General features: G+C 72.6%; 22 protein-coding genes. 13 read left to right on the top strand and 9 right to left on the bottom strand.

Annotated features, from left to right (window positions below; all coding sequences use genetic code 11):
- Positions 1-187: 187 nt before the first annotated feature.
- Complete coding sequence (locus ABD823_RS27940) at positions 188-1795, top strand: trypsin-like serine peptidase (RefSeq protein ID WP_344864737.1); 1608 nt, start codon at positions 188-190, stop codon at positions 1793-1795.
- Positions 1796-1929: 134 nt separating this feature from the next.
- Here the strand turns inward: ABD823_RS27940 and ABD823_RS27935 are convergent, their stop codons facing one another.
- Positions 1930-3288: an NsdA family TPR-like regulatory protein gene (locus ABD823_RS27935; RefSeq protein WP_344864735.1), complete on the bottom strand. Its 1359-nt coding sequence runs from the start codon at positions 3286-3288 to the stop codon at positions 1930-1932.
- A 214-nt stretch (positions 3289-3502) separates the two neighbouring features.
- On the bottom strand, positions 3503-4696 hold the full coding sequence (locus tag ABD823_RS27930) for an NAD(P)-dependent malic enzyme (RefSeq protein WP_425566671.1): 1194 nt from the start codon (positions 4694-4696) through the stop codon (positions 3503-3505).
- Positions 4697-4971: 275 nt separating this feature from the next.
- On the opposite strand from ABD823_RS27930, the gene ABD823_RS27925 reads away from it, so the two are divergent.
- Positions 4972-5517, top strand: coding sequence for a CGNR zinc finger domain-containing protein (locus tag ABD823_RS27925; protein ID WP_344864733.1), 546 nt, complete (start codon positions 4972-4974; stop codon positions 5515-5517).
- Here the strand turns inward: ABD823_RS27925 and ABD823_RS27920 are convergent.
- On the bottom strand, positions 5472-5801 hold the full coding sequence (locus ABD823_RS27920; protein ID WP_344864731.1) for a S24 family peptidase: 330 nt from the start codon (positions 5799-5801) through the stop codon (positions 5472-5474). The genes ABD823_RS27925 and ABD823_RS27920 overlap by 46 nt on opposite strands.
- A gap of 68 nt (positions 5802-5869) precedes the next feature.
- Between ABD823_RS27920 and sodN the strand changes: the two genes are divergently transcribed.
- The 3 genes from sodN to ABD823_RS27905 all read left to right on the top strand — a co-directional run bounded on the left by sodN (position 5870) and on the right by ABD823_RS27905 (position 7707).
- Complete coding sequence (sodN, locus tag ABD823_RS27915; protein WP_344864729.1) at positions 5870-6271, top strand: superoxide dismutase, Ni; 402 nt, start codon at positions 5870-5872, stop codon at positions 6269-6271.
- 213 nt (positions 6272-6484) lie between these two features.
- Positions 6485-6910: an anti-sigma factor gene (locus tag ABD823_RS27910; RefSeq protein ID WP_344864727.1), complete on the top strand. Its 426-nt coding sequence runs from the start codon at positions 6485-6487 to the stop codon at positions 6908-6910.
- A 17-nt stretch (positions 6911-6927) separates the two neighbouring features.
- Positions 6928-7707 (top strand): RNA polymerase sigma factor SigF, encoded by a 780-nt coding sequence (locus ABD823_RS27905; protein WP_344864725.1) that lies wholly within the window; start codon positions 6928-6930, stop codon positions 7705-7707.
- A 17-nt stretch (positions 7708-7724) separates the two neighbouring features.
- Here ABD823_RS27905 and ABD823_RS27900 read toward each other — a convergent pair whose 3' ends face one another.
- Positions 7725-8147, bottom strand: coding sequence for a hypothetical protein (locus ABD823_RS27900; RefSeq protein ID WP_344864723.1), 423 nt, complete (start codon positions 8145-8147; stop codon positions 7725-7727).
- A gap of 77 nt (positions 8148-8224) precedes the next feature.
- Here ABD823_RS27900 and ABD823_RS27895 point away from each other — a divergent pair, with 77 nt between their 5' ends.
- Both ABD823_RS27895 and ABD823_RS27890 read left to right on the top strand, forming a co-directional pair.
- Complete coding sequence (locus ABD823_RS27895; RefSeq protein ID WP_344864721.1) at positions 8225-9169, top strand: diacylglycerol/lipid kinase family protein; 945 nt, start codon at positions 8225-8227, stop codon at positions 9167-9169.
- 284 nt (positions 9170-9453) lie between these two features.
- Complete coding sequence (locus ABD823_RS27890) at positions 9454-9708, top strand: WhiB family transcriptional regulator (RefSeq protein ID WP_344864719.1); 255 nt, start codon at positions 9454-9456, stop codon at positions 9706-9708.
- Between the two features lie 53 nt (positions 9709-9761).
- On the opposite strand, the gene ABD823_RS27885 is transcribed toward ABD823_RS27890, so the two are convergent.
- Entirely contained in the window at positions 9762-11285 is a 1524-nt protein-coding gene (locus ABD823_RS27885) for a sensor histidine kinase (RefSeq protein WP_344864717.1), read from the bottom strand.
- Positions 11286-11344: 59 nt separating this feature from the next.
- Between ABD823_RS27885 and ABD823_RS27880 the strand changes: the two genes are divergently transcribed.
- The 5 genes from ABD823_RS27880 to ABD823_RS27860 all read left to right on the top strand — a co-directional run bounded on the left by ABD823_RS27880 (position 11345) and on the right by ABD823_RS27860 (position 17102).
- Positions 11345-12514, top strand: a complete 1170-nt coding sequence (locus ABD823_RS27880; RefSeq protein WP_425566670.1) for an 8-amino-7-oxononanoate synthase — start codon at positions 11345-11347, stop codon at positions 12512-12514.
- 76 nt (positions 12515-12590) lie between these two features.
- Positions 12591-13310 (top strand): GntR family transcriptional regulator, encoded by a 720-nt coding sequence (locus ABD823_RS27875; RefSeq protein WP_344864713.1) that lies wholly within the window; start codon positions 12591-12593, stop codon positions 13308-13310.
- A 61-nt stretch (positions 13311-13371) separates the two neighbouring features.
- The gene (gene bioD / locus ABD823_RS27870; protein ID WP_344864711.1) at positions 13372-14094 is read left to right on the top strand and encodes a dethiobiotin synthase; all 723 of its coding nucleotides are present in this window, start codon (positions 13372-13374) and stop codon (positions 14092-14094) included.
- Between the two features lie 173 nt (positions 14095-14267).
- The gene (bioB, locus tag ABD823_RS27865) at positions 14268-15263 is read left to right on the top strand and encodes a biotin synthase BioB (RefSeq protein WP_344864709.1); all 996 of its coding nucleotides are present in this window, start codon (positions 14268-14270) and stop codon (positions 15261-15263) included.
- A 192-nt stretch (positions 15264-15455) separates the two neighbouring features.
- Positions 15456-17102 (top strand): acetolactate synthase, encoded by a 1647-nt coding sequence (locus tag ABD823_RS27860; protein ID WP_344864707.1) that lies wholly within the window; start codon positions 15456-15458, stop codon positions 17100-17102.
- A gap of 144 nt (positions 17103-17246) precedes the next feature.
- Here ABD823_RS27860 and ABD823_RS27855 read toward each other — a convergent pair whose 3' ends face one another.
- Both ABD823_RS27855 and bsaP read right to left on the bottom strand, forming a co-directional pair.
- Positions 17247-18908: a serine/threonine-protein kinase gene (locus ABD823_RS27855; RefSeq protein WP_344864705.1), complete on the bottom strand. Its 1662-nt coding sequence runs from the start codon at positions 18906-18908 to the stop codon at positions 17247-17249.
- Positions 18909-19217: 309 nt separating this feature from the next.
- A complete protein-coding gene (gene bsaP / locus ABD823_RS27850) occupies positions 19218-19412 on the bottom strand; it encodes a biotin synthase auxiliary protein BsaP (protein ID WP_344864703.1) in 195 nt (64 codons plus the stop codon).
- Between the two features lie 24 nt (positions 19413-19436).
- On the opposite strand from bsaP, the gene ABD823_RS27845 reads away from it, so the two are divergent.
- A complete protein-coding gene (locus ABD823_RS27845) occupies positions 19437-19817 on the top strand; it encodes a thioesterase family protein (RefSeq protein WP_344864701.1) in 381 nt (126 codons plus the stop codon).
- A gap of 114 nt (positions 19818-19931) precedes the next feature.
- Here ABD823_RS27845 and ABD823_RS27840 read toward each other — a convergent pair whose 3' ends face one another.
- Together ABD823_RS27840 and ABD823_RS27835 are read right to left on the bottom strand one after the other, a co-directional pair.
- A complete protein-coding gene (locus ABD823_RS27840) occupies positions 19932-20144 on the bottom strand; it encodes a biotin/lipoyl-binding carrier protein (protein WP_344864699.1) in 213 nt (70 codons plus the stop codon).
- A gap of 111 nt (positions 20145-20255) precedes the next feature.
- On the bottom strand, positions 20256-21611 hold the full coding sequence (locus ABD823_RS27835; RefSeq protein WP_344864697.1) for an acetyl-CoA carboxylase biotin carboxylase subunit: 1356 nt from the start codon (positions 21609-21611) through the stop codon (positions 20256-20258).
- Between the last annotated feature and the right edge of the window lie 92 nt (positions 21612-21703).

Below are 21703 nucleotides of genomic sequence, written 5' to 3'. Positions count from 1 at the left end.
CTGCTCCATCCGAGGGGCCCGGTTCCTACCGGGCCCCTCGGCCTTTTCCCGGAAACGAGTCAAGAAAAGTAACAGAACTCCCAGGGAGCCATCTGGCAGGGGAAAAGCGGAAGTCGGTAGGGTTGCCGGAACCCCTCCTGTGACGCCTGTGACGTACCGGGCGCACACCTCTATACATGGAGACTCCGTGATCCCCCGAGTAAAGCGCTTCCTGCCCGCCTTCGGCGGCCTCCTCACCGCCGCCACGCTGACCGCGACCGGCCTCGCCACCGCCGCGCCCGCCCAGGCCGCTCCGGAGCAGGCCCGCGACAACCTCTCCGCGAGCAAGGCCGACGCCTACGCCGTGGCGAACTTCTGGCTCGCGTCCAACGGCGCCGCCCTCAAGAAGGCCACGCAGTACAACTGGGACGCCAAGGCCGTGACCAGGCTCGTCGCCAGCCGCAGCACGGCCGCGGCCGCCGACGGCAAGGCCGGTGCGGTGGCCCCCGTCGGGGGAGAGAAGACCTCCGCCGCCAAGGCGAAGAACGTCAACCTGCCCAAGACCGTCGGCAAGGTGTTCTTCGTCGACCACAAGGGCGACTACCGCTGGTGCTCGGCCACCTCGATCCAGTCGACCTACCGCAACCTGGTCGCCACCGCCGGCCACTGCGTCTACGACATCGAGGGCAACCGCGACGTCATGAACAAGTGGGTGTTCGTCCCCGGCTACTACCAGGGCAAGGCCCCGTGGGGCGTCTACGTCGGCCAGACGGCCTTCACGCACTACAACTTCGCGGTCTACGAGGACTTCGACCACGACTACGCCTTCGTGGCCGTCTACAACGGCTTCGCGCTCAGCGCCCCCAAGGAGGTCGCCAAGAGCGAGTTCACCGCGTGGACCGGAAGCAAGTGGATCGAGTCCGAGGAGCTGAAGGACATCGCCGGCGGCAAGACCGCCCAGCAGCAGTACGCCGAGGGCTTCGAGAAGTACGGCGAGGCCGGCCCCTTCTGGTCCAAGGACTTCGACGTCACCCCGGAGAAGGTGGGCCACGACTACAAGGGCGCCAAGACCCTGACCAAGGTCGAGGTCACCGAGTCCGTCTACAACGCCGCCGCCAAGAGCACCGACAAGCACGTCAACGGCGAGCAGTACGCCGTCGAGGGCCCGGTCGCCATCTCCAAGGAGGAGTTCGACGCCCTCACCAAGAAGAAGGCGGAGGGCGGATTCCCCGGCAAGCTGACCTACGAGGGCAAGAGCGACGCGCAGACCGCCTGGTTCAAGACCCAGTACTACGTCAAGCAGTGGGTCAAGACCGGCAAGACCGTCAAGTACTTCCGGGACCGCTACTACGTCGGCCAGGCCAAGGACACCGGCCGCCTCGGCGACACGGTCGGCGGCCAGGGCTTCGCCTGGAACCAGAAGCCCGGTCAGGCGGTCCACGCCTTCGGCTACCCCGGTGACGCCCACCCCGACGGCGACAAGCCGTTCACCGGCGTGACCATGAAGTACTGCTACGGCAAGACCAACACCCGGACCTACTCCTCCAACACCTACAAGATCGACGACCACCTGGCGCTGAAGTGCTCGATGACCGGCGGCGCCGACGGCGGCCCGTGGATCCTCAAGTACGGCAACGCCAAGCGCCTCGGCTACGTCAACGGCGTGACCAGCGCCTTCCACGACCAGGACGGCAACGACCGGGTGGACTTCATCAGCTCGGCGTACTTCGACGGTGACGCCGCGGGCGTCTACCGCGAGGCCCTCCAGGTGCGCAACACCCGGATCGTCGGCGACAAGGGCGAGCTCCTCAAGTAGGAGACCCCGCGACAGGCGTGGAAAGGGGACCCGGCCCACCGCCGGATCCCCTTTCCCCTGTCCGGACACCCCAGTCTGTCCGGAGGCTCCTCACCCGCCCGCCTGAGCGGCACGGCCGTGGCGGGCCCTCCCGCTCAGGCGGCGGTCAGCTCCCTGATCCGCGCCTCCAGCTCCGCCACCGCGGGCTCGGCGGCGTACGGCTCCATCCGGGCCCGCAGGTCGGTCACGTAGGACCGGGTGCGGGCCGACTGCAGCCCCGAGGCCAGCTCCAGCGCCTGCCCCGCCGCCGCGCAGGCCTCCTCCAGCTCTCCGCACTCCAGCAGCCCCGCGGCGAGCAGCGACAGGTTGAACATCCGGCCCCGCACGAACCGCCCGTCCATCTCCAGCGACCGCCGTGCGTGCCGTACGGCCTGCGGCCCGTCCCGCAGGTCGCGGAAGCAGTGCGCCGTCTTCGCCGCGAGGTACGCCTCGTCGAAGTAGGCGATCCAGCCCGGCTCGTCGCCGGGCCTGCGGCGCTCGAAGGCCCGCTCCGCCTGGTGCAGCGCGGCCCGGCAGCCCGCCCGGTCCTCCCGTACGGCGTGCGCGTGCGCCTCCAGCACGTGCGCCTCGGCCAGCAGGGCGGGGATCCCGGCGCGCCGGGCCGACACCTGCGCGGCGCGGGCCAGGTCGAGGGCGTGCGCGGGTTGCCCGAGGTAGACGGCCTGGTGGCTCATCCCGGCGAGGATCTCCCCGCCGAGGCCGTGGTCCCCAGCCCCCCGCGCCAGCCGGAGCGCCTGGATCAGGTAGCGCTGGGCCACCCCGTGGTGCTCCAGGTCGTAGGCCATCCAGCCGGCCAGCCGGGTCAGCTCGGCCGCCGCCGAGGCGAGCTCCTTCCCGGTGGCCTCGGCGTAGGAGCCGTCGTTGAGCAGCGGCGCGACGGCGGTGTCGAGGTATTTCACGACCGCCGAGCGGATCCGGCCGCCGCCGTACCGGTTGTCCAGCTCCCCGAAGGAGCGGGTGACCTCCCGGATCGCGGCGATGTCGGCCATGCCCACCCGCCGGGACCCGCCCGCGACGGGGCGCCCCTCCGCCGGGAGGGTCAGCCAGCGCACGGCCCCCACCGAGCCCGCCCCGATGGCGAAGGTGGAGTCGACCAGGAACCTGCGGCGCTCCACGTCGGCCCGCCACAGCGCCGTCACGCTCGCGACCCCCTCGTGCCAGGTGCGCGGGAACTCCTGCCCCACCTCCGGCGGGGCGTCCGCCCGCGGCATCCCGAGCTCCGCCCGCGTGACCGTCCGGCCGAGCCGGAGCGAGAAGACCTCGCCGAGCAGCCGGGGGACCGGCTCCCTCGGGCGCAGGCCGCCGATCCAGCGCCGGACGGAGCGCTGGTCGTATCCCAGTCCCGGCACGCCGCGGAAGCGGCCGAGCTCGTTGACGTTGCGGGCCAGTCCCCGGTGGGTGAAGCCGGCTTCGGCGATGAACCGTTGGAGCGGTCGGTTCGGCTGGCGTGCCATCGCTCTCCTCGCCTCGGAGGTGACGGGGCGGGCGGGGGGCGTGCGCGCATCCGCAACACGCTCCCGCGCACGCGCCGTCCACGTGCGTGTCCCTGCCCGGGAGGGCAAAGGTAACGGAGGGGACTTGTTATATCACGTTCCGTAAAGGCTCGGTGATTTCTCGGCAAAAAGAAGACGCCCCCGCCGGTCGGGCGGGGGCGGTCCTCTCTCCGGGTCAGAGGCGGGCGACCCCGTCGGCGCGGGCCTGGGCGGTGACCGCGGCGATGACCGCGGGGGCCACCCGCTCGTCGAACGGGCTGGGGATCACGTAGTCGGCGGAGAGCTCGTCGTCGCCGACCACGGCGGCCAGCGCCTCGGCGGCGGCCACCTTCATGTTCTCGGTGATGGTCCGGGCGCGCACGTCGAGCGCCCCCCGGAAGACGCCGGGGAAGGCCAGCACGTTGTTGATCTGGTTCGGGAAGTCGGAGCGGCCGGTGGCGACCACCGTGGCGTGCCTCCTGGCGACCTCGGGGTGGACCTCCGGCGTCGGGTTGGACAGCGCGAAGACGATCGCGTCGGACGCCATCGAGGCGATGGCCGCCTCGGAGACCGTCGAGCCCGACAGGCCGATGAACACGTCGGCCCCGGCCAGCGCCTCCTCGGTGGAGCCGCGGAGCCCGGCCTTGTTGGTGTCGCGCGCCAGGGCCTGCTTCACCGGGTTGAGGCCGTCGCGGCCCTCGTAGATGAGCCCCTTGGAGTCGGCGACCGCGATGTCGCCGATGCCGGCGCCCAGCAGGATGCGGCTGACCGCGACGCCGGAGGCGCCGGCACCCGCCACCACGGCCCGCAGGTCGCCCAGCGGGCGGCCGGTCAGCCGGGCGGCGTTCTTCAGCGCGGCCAGCGCGACGATCGCGGTGCCGTGCTGGTCGTCGTGGAAGACGGGGATGTCCAGCAGCTCCCGCAGCCGGTCCTCGACCTCGAAGCACCTGGGCGCGCTGATGTCCTCCAGGTTGATGCCGCCGAACGACGGCGCGAGCCGGACCACGGTCTCGACCAGCGCGTCCACGTCGGTGCAGTCGAGGCAGATCGGCACCGCGTCGACGCCGGCGAACTCCTTGAACAGCAGGGCCTTGCCCTCCATGACCGGCATGGCGGCGGCGGGGCCGATGTCACCGAGACCCAGCACCGCGGTGCCGTCGGAGACGACGGCCACGACGTTCGAGACCCAGGTGTAGTCGGCGGCGAGCTCGGGCTCCTCGGCGATCGCGGTGCAGACCTTGGCCACGCCGGGGGTGTAGGCCAGGGACAGGTCGTCGGCGTTGCGGACCGGGACGGTCGAGCGGACCCCCAGCTTGCCTCCGCGGTGCAGGGCGAAGGCCGGATCCAGATCGAGGGCTTCGAGGGAGAGGGAAGATGACGAGATGGCCACAGCGACCCCTGTAGTTCAGTCAGACGGACAGTTCCTTCGTAGGCGCCGCAGGGAAGCTGGCCCGGCTTCTGTAGCCGCTCGGGACGTGCTCACTGAGAACGGTCACCTGGAGGGTTCGGGGGTCACCCGTTGCTCGATTGTGCCACATTATGAGACTCCGGCAGGTGACGGGGGCGCACGCTTTCCTTGAACGCGACGTTAAACTGCTCGCACGTAATGCTCGAACCCCTGACAGACCCTTACCCCGTGATCTCGACACCCCGACGGAACCCCCGGTGGACCTGATCTCCTACGCCGAGCTGGCCGTACTGCTCGTCAACAGTCCCGACCGCCTCACCGGCCTGGAGGGACTGCGCGCCCTCCTGCAGGAGAGCGGCCGGTCCCGGCAGGCATCCCGGCTGACCCGCGCCGACCTCGACGCGCTGCGCGCCCTGCGCGAGGAGCTCGTGGCCGTCTTCGAGGCCGCGGCCGACGGGAACGAGCGCGAGGTCGTCGCCCGGCTCAACGCCCTGCTCCGCCGCCACCCGGTCCACCCGCAGATCACCGAGCACGACGGCGAGCCGTGGCACCTGCACCTGACCGAGGGCGGGCGCTTCGCCGACCAGTACGTCGTGGGCGCCGTGATGGGCCTGGCCACCATCGTCACCGACCTGGGCGCCGACCGGCTGGGCCTGTGCCAGTCACCGCCGTGCCGCCGGGCCTACCTCGACACCTCCTCCAACCGGTCCCGCCGCTACTGCTCGGAGCGGTGCGCCAGCCGGGCGAACGTCGCCGCCTACCGGGCCCGGAAGAAGGTCGGCCAGGACAGCGGCGGCCGGTAGCGCGCCACCACCCGGCCGAGCACCGGGACCGGGCCGAAGTCCCAGCTGTCCCTGCGGCCCGGGGCGCGCTGGTTGTCGCTCTCCACCCACCAGCCCTCGCCGTCGCGCCAGGCGGCGCGTTTGACGATCAGCCGGGACGGGTCGGAGGGGAGCCGGGCGAGGACCAGGTCCCCGGCCCGGACCGGTGCGCCGCGCCGTACCCAGAGCCAGTCCCCGGGACGGAGCGCGGGCAGCATGGAATCCCCCTCGACACGGACTCTCACGCGCTGAACCCCCTTCCACATCGGCCCTTCCAGGGCGAGTAAGGTCGGTGATGGACCATGCTGATCTCAGCATCAAGGAAGGATTTCCGATGCTCGCACGACTCCTGCGCCCCAGGCACGTCGCCTCCGCCCACTGCGACCTGCCCTGCGGCGTGTACGACCCGGCCCAGGCCCGCATCGAGGCCGAGTCGGTGAAGGCCATCATGGAGAAGTACGCCGCGAACGAGGACCCGGTCTTCCGCACGCGCGCGCTCATCATCAAGGAGGAGCGGGCCCAGCTGGTCAAGCACCACCTGTGGGTGCTGTGGACCGACTACTTCAAGCCCCAGCACCTGGAGGCCTACCCCCAGCTGCACCAGCTCTTCTGGGAGGCCACGAAGCTGGCCGGCGCCGCCGCCGCCAAGGGCACCGTGGACGCCTCGAAGGCCGACGAGCTCCTCGCCAAGATCGAGGAGATCTCCAAGATCTTCTGGGAGACCAAGGCCGCCTGAGGCGTCCGCGCCTGAGGCGCGACCGGGCCGTGACCGGGTCGGCGCGGTGCGCCGGCGCCTTCCGGGGACCTCCCCGGGGCGTCGGCGCACCACTTCTCTGACCTCGCGGAACGCCCTTTTTTCCCGTTCCAAATCATCAGGTTCGCGCGTCCGATCGGGCCAACGGCCACCTGGGGGCGGTAGGTTGCAGTCAGCGACCCTGCGAGGAGGAACGTGACTGAGCACACCGAGGCGCCCGCGGTCGACGCGGGCGGGATCCGTGACGTGGTGAGCGTCCGGCTGCCGGCTGTGAGCGCATATCTGTCCGTTTTACGTACGGCCACCGCGGGACTGGCCGCCCGGCTGGACTTCACGCTGGACGAGATCGAAGATCTCCGGATCGCGGTCGACGAGGCGTGTGCGATGTTGTTGACCCAGGCCGTTCCCGGCACCGACCTGACGGCCGAGTTCGAGCTGACCGGGCAGGACATGGTGGTCCGGGTCGAGGTCAGCACGGTGGGCAGCTCGCCGCCCAAGCGCGACGAGTTCGCCTGGATGGTGCTCACCGCCCTGGCGGACGACGTGGACGCCGTGACCGACTCCCCCGACCGTATGGCCATCGTGCTCCGCAAGCGTCGAGGCGCGGCGAGGCCGGCGTGACGGAAAGGACTCGTGCCATGGCCACCAGCGATCACGCGGTGCCCGACCGGGTGCGCGCGCGCACGCTCTTCGGCGAACTGGCGGAGTTGACCCCCGACGACCCGCGACGCCAGCGCATCCGTGACGAGCTCGTCGAGCTCCACCTGCCCCTGGTCGAATACCTCGCCCGCCGGTTCCGCAACCGGGGCGAGTGGCTGGACGACCTCACCCAGGTCGCCACCATCGGGCTGATCAAGTCCATCGACCGCTTCGACCTCGACCGGGGGGTGGAGTTCTCCACCTATGCCACACCCACCATCGTGGGCGAGATCAAGCGGCACTTCCGCGACAAGGGCTGGGCGGTCCGCGTGCCGCGGCGCCTGCAGGAGCTGAAGCTCTCGCTCACCAAGGCGATCAGCGAGCTGTCGCAGCGCGAGGGCCGGGCGCCCACCGTGGCCGAGCTCGCGGCCTACCTGAAGATGACCGAGGAGGAGGTGCTGGAAGGGCTGGAGTCGGCCAACGCCTACTCCACGGTCTCCCTGGACGCCCCCGACTCCGGCGACGACGACGCGCCCGCGGTGGCCGACTCGCTCGGCATCGTGGACGACTCCCTGGAGGGCGTCGAGTACCGCGAGTCGCTCAAGCCTCTGCTCGAGCGGCTCCCACCGCGCGAGAAGCGCATCCTGCTGCTGCGGTTCTTCGGCAACATGACGCAGTCGCAGATCGCCACCGAACTGGGCATCTCGCAGATGCACGTCTCCCGGTTGCTGGCCAGGACCCTGACCCAGCTCCGTGAGGGGCTGACGGCCGAGGACTGAGCCGTCGCCCTTCCCCGTCAGGCTCCGCCGCGACGGCCGTCCTGGACGCCGTCCGGCGGTGCGGCGTCCCCGTAGAGGATCCGGGTCGTCGGCGGGGAGAGCAGGCAGACCAGTCCGGCCACCACGGCGGCGGTCAGGACCGCGCCGAGGAGCGCCTGGCCGGACTGGAACAGCGTGACGGCGACCGGGATCATGAAGATCTGGGTCAGCACGCCGGGGCTGCGGGTCCACTTCTCCGCCCGGAGCAGCCCCCAGGCGACCCGGAGCAGGACCGCCCCCACCAGGAGGCCGAACCCCGCGACGAAGATCGAGCTCATCGTGTCGGACGGCTCTCCGATCACGGTCTCCACCGCGACGTAGCCGCCGAGCAGCAGAGCGGTGAGACCCTCCAGCGCGACGACGGCGGCGGCGGCGGTGAGGGTCAGCGGGCGGTTCGGCACAGGCCAACCTTACCGCCGGTTACGGTAGGTCCCCCTTTCGGCGCCTCTGTGCCGTTATTGATGGATACGCTGGCGCCATGCGCGCGATGCTCCTGGTGAACCCCAAGGCCACGACGACGAACCACCGGACGCGGGACGTGCTCATCAGGGCGCTGGGCGCGACGATGGACCTGACCGTCGAGGAGACCGGCTACCGGGGGCACGCGGCCCACCTGGCCCGCACCGCCCACGCCGACGGGTTCGACGTGGTCGCGGTGCTCGGCGGCGACGGCACGATCAACGAGACCGTGAACGGCCTGCTGGAGGCGGAGGACGGCGAGGTCGCGGCGGAGCGGCCGGCGCTGCTGGTGATCCCGGGCGGGAGCGCGAACGTCTTCGCGCGGGCGCTCGGCCTGCCGAACGACCCGGTGGAGGCGACCGGCGTGGTCCTGGAGGCGGTGGGCGCGGACCGGCGCCGGACGGTCGGCCTCGGCCAGGCGCTCTGGGACGGCCGGAGCCGCTACTTCACGTTCTGCAGCGGCCTGGGCTACGACGCCGAGGTCATCCGGGCCGTAGAGGGCCTGCGCGGCGCCGGGCGCAGGGCCACCCCCGCCCGCTACGTGAACACCGCGCTGCGCCACTATCTGTCGACCGACAAGCGCCACGCCGCGATGACCCTGACGGGCCCCGACGTGTCCCCGGTCTCCGGCATCTTCATGGCGATCGTCTCCAACACCTCGCCGTGGACCTACGTCGGGCCCCGGCCGGTCTGCCCGACGCCCTGGGCGAGCTTCGAGACCGGTCTGGACCTGCTGGGACTGCAGCGGCTCGGCCTGCCCACGATGGCCCCGCTGCTGAGCCAGATCCTCGGCACCCGCGACACCCTGCCCACCGGGCGGCACCTGGTGCAGCTCCACGACGAGAAGGAGTTCACGCTGACCGCCGAGCGCCCGGTGGCCTTCCAACTGGACGGCGACTACCTGGGGGAGGTCGAGCAGGCGACCTTCCGGTCTATCCCCGACGCGTTACAGGTAATGGCATAGCGGGTTACATATCGTCATCATGTGACGCATCCGACACCCTTAACCACGAAAACCTTCCCCCAAACCTCTTGCGTGCTTCTTAGGGGGCTGACAATCTCAACAGTGACGTCGGAACGTAGGACCTTTGAGCGGAGACCCTCGCTCTGAGGCCACCGGCGATCACCGTGAGCAACCCGGACCGACCCAGGACCGGGCCCCCGCTCGCGCCCGCTAGTGAAACCGTTCACAAAGTGAGCCGACCTACGGAGCCGCGCAAGGGGCTCCTCTTACGAAGGAGTGGACGCATGGACTGGCGCCACCGAGCTGCCTGCCGTGACGTGGACCCCGAGCTGTTCTTCCCGATCGGCAACACCGGGCCGGCCCTGATGCAGATCGAAGAGGCCAAGCAGGTCTGCCGTTCCTGCACCGTGAACGAGGCGTGCCTGAAGTGGGCCCTGGAGTCCGGTCAGGACGCCGGCGTGTGGGGCGGCCTGAGCGAGGACGAGCGGCGCGCCCTCAAGCGCCGCACGGCCCGGGCCCGCGCCCGCGCCACCGCCTGACAGCAGTCTCCCACGGCCCCCGGATCCGCACGGCACCGGGGGCCGCGCCACCCCTACGACGCGCCCGCTCCCCCGCCGAGCCCGTCGGGCCGGATCTCCGACCGGGGCAGCGGGATCGCCAGGGTGACCTCGGTGCCGCCGCCCTGACGCGGCGCGATGGACAGGCGCCCGGCCAGCTCCCCCACCACCAGCGTCCGCACGATCTGCAGGCCGAGGCTGGTGGTCGCGTCCAGGTCGAACCCCGCGGGCAGGCCGGCACCGTCGTCGGAGACCGCCACGTCCAGCCGGTCCGCCCCCCGTGCCGCGACCACCTCCAGCCGCCCCGGCCGCTGCGCCAGCCCGTGCTGGACCGCGTTCTGCAGCAGCTCGGTGAGGACCATCGCCAGCGGGGTCGCGATCTCCGAGCGCAGCACCCCGAACGAGCCGACCCGGCGCGGCGTCACCTGCGCCTCCGGCGCCGAGACCTCGCTCGCCATCGCGATCACCCGGTCGGCGATCTCGTCGAAGTCCACCTGCTCCTCGGGCGTGTGCGAGAGCGTCTCGTGCACGATCGCGATCGACCCGACCCGGCGCACCGCCTCCTCCAGGGCCTCCCGCCCCTCCGGCACCTGCAACCGCCTGGCCTGCAGCCGCAGCAGCGCCGCCACCGTCTGCAGGTTGTTCTTCACCCGGTGGTGGATCTCCCGGATGGTGGCGTCCTTGGTCATCAGCTCGCGCTCGCGCCGCCGCAGCTCGGTCACGTCGCGGATGAGCACCAGCGCGCCGATCCGCCCGCCCCCGACCACCAGCGGGATCGCCCGCAGCTGCACGACCGTCCCGCCCGACTCCACCTCGGTCTCCCGGGGCTCCTTGCCGCTCGCCACGACCATGAGGTTCTCGTTGATGGGCTCGTCCGCGTAGCAGAGCGTCGCGGTCGTCCGGCCCAGCTCCGCGCCGACCAGGTCGGCGGTGAGGCCCAGCCTGCGGTAGGCCGACAGGGCGTTCGGCGAGGCGTAGGTCACCCGGCCCGCCCGGTCCAGCCGGAGCAGGCCGTCGCCGACCCGCGGCGAGCGGACCAGGATCGGCTCCGCGCCGGAGAAGGGGAAGCGGCCCTCGGCCACCATCTGCGCCAGGTCGGAGGCGCTCTGCAGGTAGGTCAGCTCCAGGCGGGAGGGGGTGCGCGCCGAGGACAGGTTCGTCGAGCGCTGGATCACCCCCAGGTAGCGGTGCCCGTCCGCCCCGCCGCAGGTCCGCCGCACCGGGATGGTCTCCTCCCGCACCGGGACCCCGGTGGACCAGTCGGGGTCGCCCTCGCGGCAGATCCTCCGCTCCTCCCAGGCCGTGTCGATGAGCTCGCGCTCGCCCCTGGCGATGATCGTCCCCACCACGTCGTCGTGGTAGACCGTGGGGCCGGTGGTGGGCCGCATCTGCGCGACCGCGATCCACCCCGACCCGTCTTTGAGCGGGATCCACAGGATGAGGTCGGCGAAGGACAGGTCGGCCAGGAGCTGCCAGTCGGAGACCAGCGAGTGCATCCACTCGAGGTCCCCGTGGTCGAGCGCGGTGTGACGGACCGCGAGGTCGGTGAGAGTCGGCACGTGTGCATCATGCGTTCTCACCCGGCCTGAAGGCGAATCGGCCGTCCCCGGCTGCGAAGATGCGGGTTATGCGGCAGACCACGGATCCCCTGGCCCGGTTGCGCGCGGCGGCAGACGACCGGCGGGCGGCGGGCCTGAGGCGCGCCCTGCGCCCCCGCACGCCCGACGACGACGGCCTGCTCGACCTCGCCTCCAACGACTACCTGGGACTGGCCAGGGACGGGCGGCTGGCCGAGGCCGCCGTCGCGGCCACCCGCCTGTGGGGCACCGGCTCCACCGGTTCCCGCCTGGTCACCGGCTCCACGGAGCTGCACGCCCGGCTCGAGGAGGCGTTGTGCGCCTTCGCCGGGGCGGAGGGCGCGCTGGTGTTCTCCTCCGGCTACCTGGCCAATCTGGCGGCCGTCGCGGCGCTGGGCTCCGGCGGGCTGGTGGTCTCCGACGCCGGCAACCACGCCTCGATCGTGGACGCCTGCCGGCTGTCCCGCTCGCGCGTGGTGGTCACCCCGCACGGGGACGCGTCCGCGGTGGAGAAGGCGCTGGCCGGCCGGAGCGAGGAGCACGCCGTCGTGGTCACCGACGCGGTCTTCTCCGTCGACGGCGACCTGGCCCCGCTCGCGCGACTGCACGAGGCCGCCGTACGGCACGGCGCGCTGCTCGTCGTGGACGAGGCCCACGCGCTCGGCGTGGTCGGCCCGGGCGGACGGGGAGCGGTGTACGCCGCGGGTCTGGCAGGTGAACGGACGGTTGTGAGAACGGTCACACTGTCGAAGGCCCTCGGTTCCCAGGGCGGGGCCGTGCTGGGCGCCCGCGAGGTCGTAGAGACGCTGGTGGACACCGGCCGCCCGTTCATCTTCGACACCGGGCTGGCCCCGGGCAGTGTTGCCGCCGCACTCGCCGCGGTGGATATCCTTCTCCATCAGCCCGAACTGCCCGGACGTGTGCGAACCAGGGCGGGTGAGCTGGCCGCGCTGGCCCGCGAGCTCGGTCTGGAGACCCGCGAACCGGCAGGTGCGGTCGTCCCCGTCGTGCTCGGCCGGCCCGAGACCGCACTCCGGGCGGCCGCCATCTGTGCGGAACACGGAGTGCGCGCCGGATGCTTCCGGCCGCCCTCGGTGCCGGTCGGCCGCTCTTGTCTGCGGTTGACCGCGCGGGCCAATCTGAGTTCCGATGATCTCGCGGTGACCAGGAGTGCGCTCACCGCCGTTGCCGAGATGAAGGTGGGCATGTGAGCGAACGCGGCGAGCGGTCCGGCCGGGACGGCGCGGCCGGCCACGAGGGTTCCGCGCCGGCCGGCGAGGAGCTCCCATGACCGACGACTCCCCTCGGATCCCGAAGTACTACGACGTCAAGCGGAGCCTTCTGGCGCTGACCAAGAGCCTGCCCCCGGGCAGCGCGCTGCCGCCCGAGCGGACCCTCGCGGTCCGTTTCGAGACCTCGCGCACCACCGTACGGCAGGCGCTGTCGGAGCTCGTGGTCGAGGGCCGCCTGGTCCGCATCCAGGGCAAGGGGACGTTCGTCGCGCAGCCGAAGGTCGCCCAGGTCCTCCAGCTGACCTCCTACACCGGCGACCTGCGGACCGTCGGCCTGGAGCCCGACACCAAGATCCTCGACATCAGCTACGTCACGGCCGACGAGCCCCTGGCCCGCCGCCTGGCCATCAACCCCGGCGGCCGGGTGCTCCGCATCCACCGGCTCCGCCTGGCCAACGGCGAGCCGATGTCGATCGACACCACCCACCTGTCGGCCCGCCGCTTCCCCCGGCTCCGGCGGGAGCTGGAGGTGCACTCCTCGCTGTACGAGACGCTGCACAACGCCTACAACGTGCGGCTGACGGACGCCGAGGAGGTCATCGAGACCGTGCTGGCGACGCCGTACGACGCCCAGGTGCTCGGCGTCGACGTCGGCCTGCCCATGCTGCTGCTCACCCGGCACGCCTTCGACGCCGACGGCAACCCGGTGGAGTGGGCGCAGTCCCTCTACCGGGGCGACCGCTACAAGTTCGTCACCCGCCTGCACCGCCCCTGACGGCTCCGGGGCCCGGCACGCCCCCTCGGCCTGCGGGGGCGTGCGCCGTAGGGTGGGACGGGTGAGCATCCTCGTGGTCACCGGGACCGACACCGGAGTGGGGAAGACGGTCGTCACGGCCGCCGTGGCGGCGCTGGCGCTGGAACGCGGCTCCTCGGTGGCCGTGGTCAAACCCGCTCAGACCGGAGTCGGCGAGAACGAACCGGGCGACCTGGACGACGTCATCCGCCTGTCCGGGGTGACCACCACCTTCGAGCTCGCCCGGTTCCCCGCCCCGCTCGCCCCGGCCGCGGCCGCGCGCGTGGCGGGACTGCCCCCGGTCTCCCTCGCCGAGGCCGCGGTGCGGATCAAGGAGCTCGCCGAGTCGCACCGGCTGGTCCTGGTGGAGGGCGCGGGCGGCCTGCTCGTCCGCTTCGACGAGGAGGGGTTCACGATCGCGGACCTGGCGCGGATGCTGCACGCCCCGGTGCTGGTGGTGGCCCGGGCGGGGCTCGGCACGCTCAACCACACCGCGCTGACGCTGGAGGCGATGGCGGGCCGGGGCCTCGATCCGGCCGGAGTGGTGATCGGCTCCTGGCCGGCGGAGCCGGGCCCGGCCGAGCGGTGCAACGTGGCCGACCTGGAGATGCTGGCCGCCCGGCCGCTGGCGGGCGTGCTCCCGGAGGGGGCGGGCGGGCTGGACCGCGCGGCCTTCGCCCGTGTGGCGCGCGGGGGACTCGGCCCGACGCTGGGCGGCGTGTTCGACCCCTCCGCCTTCCGGCGCGGCCTTACGCTCTTCCCGTAGTCCCCGCAGGTCCCCTCGGTCCCGGGGCGCGCCGCCGGATCGGACCTCCAAGGAGGCCGGGCTCCCGCCGGAGGCCCCGCGCACGTCCAGGAGTCCTTCCGCGCCCGCCGCGCGGTCGCCCTGTAGTTCCCCCTGTAGTCCCGTAGACGCCCCCTGCAGAGTGGAGCCGCACGTTGAACGACATCCTCGACACCGCCCGCGTCCAGGTCCTGGCGGAGGGCCGGGGGCTCGGCGCCCCCCAGGTCCTGGAGTGCCTGAAGCTGCCCGACGACCGCCTGCCCGACCTGCTGGCCCTCGCGCACGAGGTGCGCATGGCGTGGTGCGGCCCGGAGGTCGAGGTCGAGGGGATCGTCTCGCTCAAGACCGGCGGCTGCCCCGAGGACTGCCATTTCTGCTCCCAGTCCGGGCGGTTCCCCTCCCCGGTCCGCGCGGCCTGGCTGGACGTCCCCTCACTGGTGCGGGCCGCGCGGGAGACGGCGGCGACCGGGGCGACGGAGTTCTGCATCGTGGCCGCCGTGCGCGGCCCCGACCGCCGGTTGATGGACCAGGTCCGCGAGGGCGTGCGGGCCGTCCGGGAGGCGGTGGAGATCAACGTCGCCTGCTCGCTCGGCATGCTCACCCGGGAGCAGGCGGCCGAGCTGGCCGCGATGGGCGTGCACCGCTACAACCACAACCTGGAGACGGCGCGGTCGCACTTCGGCGCCGTCGTCACCACCCACACCTGGGAGGAGCGCTGGGAGACCTGCCTGATGGTCCGCGAAGCCGGGATGGAGCTGTGCTGCGGCGGCATCGTGGGCATGGGCGAGACCCCGGAGCAGCGGGCGGAGTTCGCCGGGCAGCTCGGCGAGCTCGTCCCCGACGAGGTCCCGCTCAACTTCCTCAACCCGCGCCCGGGCACGCCGTTCGAGCGGTTCCCCCCGATGGAGGGGGGCGAGGCGCTCAAGACGATCGCCGCCTTCCGGCTGGCGCTGCCGCGCACGATCCTGCGCTACGCCGGCGGGCGCGAGCTGACCCTGGGCGACCTGGGCACGCGGGACGGCATGCTCGGCGGGATCAACGCCGTCATCGTCGGCAACTACCTGACCACCCTCGGCCGGCCCGCCGAGCACGACCTCCGGCTGCTGGCGGACCTCAGGATGCCGATCAAGGCGCTCTCCGACACCCTGTGACCGCCCGCCGTACCGCGTTCTGCGCGGCACGGAGGGACCCTCCGGCGCGGGGTAACGGAAGTGTCACGTTCCGTTCAGGAGATGTCCGTGGACACGCGTGTGACGGGAGGGAATCGGGGGAGGTAGAAGGCCGTGAAGCCCCCCGAGCAACTCCCCTGTCCGACTATGTGACCGACTGGTAGGTTTCGCGGTATGGAGTCCCCCAAGCACGCCGGTGACATCGCGGTCGCCGTCTCCAAGGCCTACGGCATCGAGACCATGTTCACCCTGTCCGGCGGGCACGTCTTCCCGCTCTACGACGGGGCGGTCCACGAAGGCATGTCCATCCTCGACGTGCGGCACGAGCAGAGCGCCGTCTTCGCCGCCGAGGCCACCGCCCGCCTGACCCGCAGACCCGGCCTCGCCGTGCTCACCGCCGGGCCCGGCGTCACCAACGGGGTCAGCGGCGTGGCCACCGCCCACTTCAACGGCTCCCCCGTCGTCGTCATGGGCGGCCGGGCACCGCGTTCCCGCTGGGGCTCCGGCGCGCTGCAGGAGATGGACCACCCGCCGCTGCTCGCGCCGGTCACCAAGCTCTCCTTCACCGGCTCGGGCCCGGACTCCGTCGGGCAGGACGTCGAGATGGCCTTCCGCACGGCCATCGCCCCGCACCGGGGCCCGGTCTTCCTCGACTTCCACATGGACGACCTGTTCGCGCCCTCCCCCGAGCACCACACCGAGACGCTCACCCCCTCCCCCCTGGAGCCCGACGCGGACGCCCTGGCCGAGATCGCCCGTCTGCTCTCCGAGGCCGAGCGCCCGGTGCTGGTGCTCGGCTCCGACGTGTGGATGGACCGCGCCGAGGAGGTCGCCCGGGGCTTCGCCGAGGAGTACCGCCTGCCGGTCGTCCCCAACGGCCAGGGCCGCGGCATCCTGCCCGCCGGGCACGAGCTGCTGGTCACCCGCGCCCGGGGGCTGGCCTTCGCCCAGGCCGACCTGGTGATCGTGGCCGGCACCCCGCTGGACTTCCGGCTCGGCTACGGCTGGTTCGGCGGCAAGGACGGCGCCCCGCTGGCCAAGGTGGTGCACCTGGCCGACGCGCCGTCGCAGATCGCCACCCACATGAAGCCCTCCGGCGCCGCGGCCGGCGACCTGTCCCTGGTCTTCTGGGGCCTGTCCGCGGCCTGCGCCGAGGCCGGCGTGTCCCCCCGGTCCTACGCCCCGTGGCTGGAGAAGCTCGCCGCGGCCGCCGCCGAGGCCATCGCCGGGGACGCCGAACTGCTGGCGTCCGCCGCCGCCCCCATCCACCCGATGCGGGTCTACGGCGAGCTGAACCGGCTCCTCGCCGACGACGCCGTGGTCATCGGCGACGGCGGCGACTTCGTCTCCTACGCCGGCAAGTACGTCGAGCCCAGGCAGCCCGGCAACTGGCTCGACCCGGGCCCGTACGGCTGCCTGGGCACCGGGCTGGGCTACGCCATCGCCGCCCGGCTGGCCCGGCCCTCCTCCCAGGTGGTGCTGCTGCTCGGCGACGGCGCCGCCGGCTTCTCGCTGATGGACGTCGACACCCTCGTACGGCACCGCCTGCCGGTGGTGATGGTCTGCGGCAACAACGGCATGTGGGGCCTGGAGAAGCACCCCATGCAGATGCTCTACGGCTACGACGTGGCCGCCGAGCTCCAGCCGCAGTGCCGCTACGACCAGGTGGTGACCGCCCTGGGCGGCGGCGGCGAGCTCGTCACGGACCCGGCGCAGATCGGTCCGGCGCTGCGCCGCGCGTTCGACTCGGGCGTGCCGTACATGGTGAACATCGCCACCGACCCGTCGGTGGCCTACCCCCGCGCCACCACCGGCGTGTGAGGGGCCTGGAGGATCCGTCCGGGGACCGTCCGGCCGGTCCGCCCCCGCGGCTCCCCGGAGACGGCGGGCGCCGTCTCCCGGCGGGCGGCGGGGGAGCCCGCCGGGCCCGTGCCCGCTACGGTTTCCCGGGTCCCCGGAGCGGGGTCAGCCCTTGGTGGCCTTGACCGTCGGCGTGGGGGTCGGCGTCGCCGGGCCACCGCCCTGGCAGGGCACGGGGTCGGCGATGAGCTCGACCGGCTTGCGGGCGTCCCACAGCTCTCCCCCGCGCGGATACTGCTGGTAGACCATCCAGCACTTCTCCGTGTCGGGTCCGCCCTCCTGGGTGACCTGTGCCTTGAAGCCGGCGTTCTTGAGCTGCTGGAGCGCCTGGGTGAGCGGCATCAGCATGACGTCCGGAACCTTCTTCTTCGGCGCCGGTGTCGGGGTGGGGGTCGGCGTCGGAGTGGGCGTGGAGGTCCGCTTCTGCGTGGTGGGGGTCGCGCTGGGCTGCGCGGGCTCGTCCTCCGTGGGCGTCGCGGGCGCCGCGGAGGGCAGGCGCTCCTCCTCGGGGGTGGGGGTCGGGCGAGGCGTCGGACGACCGCTCTGGCGTGCCTTCGGCGGCTTGCTGGGAGCGGGCGGAGTGGTGATCTCGCTCGGCAGGGGATCGGCCTTGGGCGTCTCGGAGGCGGCGACCATCCCGTTGATCGTCACCACGGCCACCGCGGAGCAGAGGACCACGGCGCCCGCGGAGACCGCCAGCAGGCCGCCCCGGCGCTTGGGCCGCTGCACGCCCCGGCGGCCCCGCCGCCCGGGGGAGAGCTCGGTCGGGGTGCCGGGCGCCACCGCGCCCGCCTGCCAGCCCGACGTCGGCTGCGCCGCCGCGTTCCAGCCGGTCTGCGGCATCGACTCGCCCCGCTGCCCGTCCGGCCGCACGGCGGCTCCCTGCCCGGGGGCCGCGCCCGTCTCGATCGGCGGGACCGCGGTCGCCCCGGTCTGCGGGCCGGCCATCGCCTGGCGTGCGGCGTCGCTCATCGCGGCGGCGCTGGGGAAGCGTCGGGCCGGGTCCTTGGAGAGCGCCCGCTCCACCAGGGCGCGGACCATCGGCGGGATGTGCTCGGGGAGCGGCGGCGGGGCCTCGCGGATGTGCTTGAGCGCGATCGTGACAGGACTGTCGCCGTCGAAGGGGCGCTGCCCGGCCAGGCACTCGTAGGCGACCACGCCGAGGGCGTAGATGTCCACCGCCGGGGTGACCGGTGCGCCCTCGGCCTGCTCCGGCGCGCAGTAGGCGGCGGTGCCGAGCACCATGCCGGCGTCGGTCAGCCGGCTGGCCGTGTCCGCCCTGGCGATGCCGAAGTCGGTGAGCACGAGCGTGCCGTCGGAGCGGACCAGCAGGTTGCCGGGCTTGACGTCCCGGTGCACGATGCCCTGGTCGTGCACCGCCTGCAGAGCCGAGGCGGCCTGGGCGATGAGCTCCATCGCGGCGCCGGGGGTGATGCTGCCGAGCCTGCCGAGCAGCCGGTCCAGCGGCTCGCCGTCCACGAACTTCATCACCAGGTACGCCGTCGCCCCCGCGCCGGGCACCTCGTGGACACCGTAGTCGTAGACGTCGACGACCCCTGGGTGGTTGATCGTCGCCATCGCCCTGGCCTCGCCCTGGAAGCGAACCAGGAAGCCTGGGTCGTCGGTGCGCCCCGGAAGCAACACCTTCACGGCGACGGTGCGGGCCAGGACGGTGTCCTCACCCCGCCACACCTCGCCCATGCCGCCGGCACCGATGCGGGTATCTAGGCGATACCGCCCGGCCAGCGTCGTGCCTTGGGCCACCATGACTCCCCCGTAACCCTCTCCACTCCCACCCCAGGGCTCTCCAATAAAGCGGATTTGTATCGTGGCAACGTCACGGCGGCATAACGAAGTCCTGCACGCCGCTTGACCCGCTCGTGGGGCGCGAGCGGCAGCATGACACAAAAGTCCAAGCTTCGGGGCTATTTATACAGTTTGCTGGTCAAGATACGCGACCCGGGCCAGAAACGGGCAACCCCGACCTGCCTTCCAGATCTCCGATGTGAGGACTCTCCACCACGGAACGGACGCCAGGAAGAGGATACGCGGGAGCGGGCGTCCGGCCGGACGCCCTCAGCCGCTCAGCGTGCCGTGCTCGGCGCAGCGGGCCGACCAGCCCGCAGGCGTCACCTGCACCACCATCCGGCGCCGGCAGCGGGCGCAGTAGCGCGGCGGCTCCAGCTCCCGCGCGGCCCGGCAGGGGCCGTGGTCGGCGCCGTCCGCCGGACCTCCGCAGTGATCGCAGTACGGGTTCCGATATCGCGTCACAGCCCAGACCCTATGCTGGCCCTCATGACGCTCGCTCCCGGTCTGCACGCCCGGCTCCTCATCATGGTCGAGAAGAGCGACACCGCGATGAAGGTCGGCAGCGGCGACGTCCCCGTGCTGGGCACCCCCCGCCTGCTCGCCCTCGCCGAGCAGGCCACCGTCCGGGCGGTCGCGGACGCGCTGGAGCCCGGCCAGACCTCCGTGGGCACCAGGGTCGCCCTGGAGCATCTGGCGGCCAGTCCGATCGGCACCCACGTCGAGATCGCCGCCGAGCTCACCGAGGTCGACGGCCGCCGCCTGGTCTTCGCCTTCACCGCCCGGGACGCCCGGGCCACCGTCGCGACCGGCACGATCGAGCGCGTGGTCGTCGACCGCGAGCGCTTCCTCGCCCGGCTCTCCGGCTGACCGCCCCCGCCGTACCCGTGGGCGGGCACGGCGCGGGAGCACCCGGGCCGGGCCGCCGTCCGCGGCCGCCCGGCGGTCACCCGTCCGGACGGCCGCGGACGGCGCTCGGCGGAGCTACTCGATGACGGCGATGAGATCGCCCTCCTGGATCACATCGCCCTCGGCCACCTTGATCTGGGCCACCACGCCGTCGTCCTCCGCGATGACCGGGATCTCCATCTTCATCGACTCCAGGATGACCAGCGTGTCGCCGTCCGCCACGGTGTCGCCCTCGGAGACGAGGACCTTCCAGACGTTCGCCACCATCTCCGCGCGTACCTCAACCACCGCGAACTCCCTCACTGTCACTCTCGACGTTCATGCTCGATCCGGCCCGCGCGGGCCGCGGCCGCACGCGCCCGTTCCCCGGGCCCGCCGCACCGCACGCGCCCGCGCGGATCAGGCCCTCATCCGGGACACCAGCCCGGTGTCGTAATCTCCGGCGACGAACTCGGGGTGCTCCAGCAGCTCCGCGCAGAACGGCAGGTTGTGCTTGGGCCCCTCGATCTGGAAGCCCGCCACGGCCTTGCGCGCCCGCTCCAGCGCCTCGTCCCGGGTCCGGCCGTACACGCAGAGCTTGGCCATGAGCGGGTCGTAGAACGGCGTGACCGCGGTGCCCGCGGCGTAGCCGGAGTCGACCCGCACACCCTCCCCGGAGGGCTCCTCCCACACGTCGATCTTCCCCGGTCCGGGCAGGAACCGCCGGGGGTCCTCCGCGTAGACCCGGAACTCGATCGCGTGGCCGGAGGGCGCCACCGGCGGCGGCTCCGCCTCCCCCGCGGCGATGCGCAGCTGCTGCTCCACCAGGTCCACCCCCGTGACCAGCTCGGTCACCGGGTGCTCCACCTGGAGCCGGGTGTTCATCTCCAGGAAGACGAAGTCCTGCGCGTCCGCGTCGACCAGGCACTCCACGGTCCCGGCCCCGAGGTATCCCACCGCCTCGCCCGCCCGCACGGCCGCCGCCAGCATGCGCTCGCGCAGCCGCGGGGTGATGCCGGGCGACGGCGTCTCCTCCACGACCTTCTGGTGGCGGCGCTGCACCGAGCAGTCGCGCTCGCCCAGCGCGACGACCGTGCCGTCCGGGAAACCGAGGATCTGCACCTCGACGTGGCGGGCGCGCTCTATGTAGCGCTCGAGCAGGATGGCGGGCCCCGCGGAGGCGCCGTCCCGCCCGGCGGCGCCGAAGCGGGCGGCGGCCCGCGCCGCCGTCTCGAACGCCTTGGCCAGCTCCGCCTCGTCGCGGGCGACGCCCATGCCGATGCCGCCGCCCCCGCCCGCGGCCTTCACCATGACCGGGTAGCCGATCCCGGCCGCCGCGGCCACGGCCTGCTCCAGGCCGGTGACCGGCTCCCTGGTCCCGGCCGCGACGGGAACACCCGCGGCCTCCATCAGGTTGCGCGCGTTGATCTTGTCGCCCATCCGCTCGATCGCCTCGGGCGAGGGGCCGATCCAGACCAGCCCCGCGTCGATCACGGCACGGGCGAAGCCCGCGTTCTCGGAGAAGAAGCCGTACCCCGGATGGACCGCCTGCGCCCCCGACGCCCGGGCCGCCTCGAGCACCTTGTCCGCATCGAGGTAGCTCTGCACCGGGTTGGCGGGACCCAACAGGACCGCCTCGTCGGCCTCCTTCACGAACGGCAGGTCCGCGTCGGCCTCGGAGTACACCGCGATGGCCCGCACCCCCATGCGGCGGACCGTACGGATGACGCGCCTGGCGATTTCGCCGCGGTTCGCGACCAGGACAGACTCGAACACGTAGTGGCCCCTTTCGACCGCTCCACCCTAAGGCCGGGGCCTCGGCCCGGCCTTTCCCCCGACGGCACTGATCACAGCAGCGTGAGCTGTAG

The sequence above is a fragment of the Planomonospora alba genome, assembly GCF_039534085.1.
Lineage (GTDB): Bacteria > Actinomycetota > Actinomycetes > Streptosporangiales > Streptosporangiaceae > Planomonospora_B > Planomonospora_B alba.
This window is presented reverse-complemented; position numbering and strand designations above follow the sequence as displayed.

Excerpts from the sequence above, each read along its gene's own strand:
- ABD823_RS27880 (WP_425566670.1), top strand. The coding sequence starts at position 11,345 with ATGCGGGTTATGCGGCAGACCACGGATCCCCTGGCCCGGTTGCGCGCG.
- ABD823_RS27920 (WP_344864731.1), bottom strand. The coding sequence starts at position 5,801 with ATGTGGAAGGGGGTTCAGCGCGTGAGAGTCCGTGTCGAGGGGGATTCC.
- ABD823_RS27875 (WP_344864713.1), top strand. The coding sequence starts at position 12,591 with ATGACCGACGACTCCCCTCGGATCCCGAAGTACTACGACGTCAAGCGG.
- ABD823_RS27895 (WP_344864721.1), top strand. The coding sequence starts at position 8,225 with ATGCGCGCGATGCTCCTGGTGAACCCCAAGGCCACGACGACGAACCAC.
- ABD823_RS27890 (WP_344864719.1), top strand. The coding sequence starts at position 9,454 with ATGGACTGGCGCCACCGAGCTGCCTGCCGTGACGTGGACCCCGAGCTG.
- ABD823_RS27935 (WP_344864735.1), bottom strand. The coding sequence starts at position 3,288 with ATGGCACGCCAGCCGAACCGACCGCTCCAACGGTTCATCGCCGAAGCC.
- ABD823_RS27855 (WP_344864705.1), bottom strand. The coding sequence starts at position 18,908 with ATGGTGGCCCAAGGCACGACGCTGGCCGGGCGGTATCGCCTAGATACC.
- ABD823_RS27905 (WP_344864725.1), top strand. The coding sequence starts at position 6,928 with ATGGCCACCAGCGATCACGCGGTGCCCGACCGGGTGCGCGCGCGCACG.
- ABD823_RS27860 (WP_344864707.1), top strand. The coding sequence starts at position 15,456 with ATGGAGTCCCCCAAGCACGCCGGTGACATCGCGGTCGCCGTCTCCAAG.
- ABD823_RS27845 (WP_344864701.1), top strand. The coding sequence starts at position 19,437 with ATGACGCTCGCTCCCGGTCTGCACGCCCGGCTCCTCATCATGGTCGAG.
- sodN (WP_344864729.1), top strand. The coding sequence starts at position 5,870 with ATGCTCGCACGACTCCTGCGCCCCAGGCACGTCGCCTCCGCCCACTGC.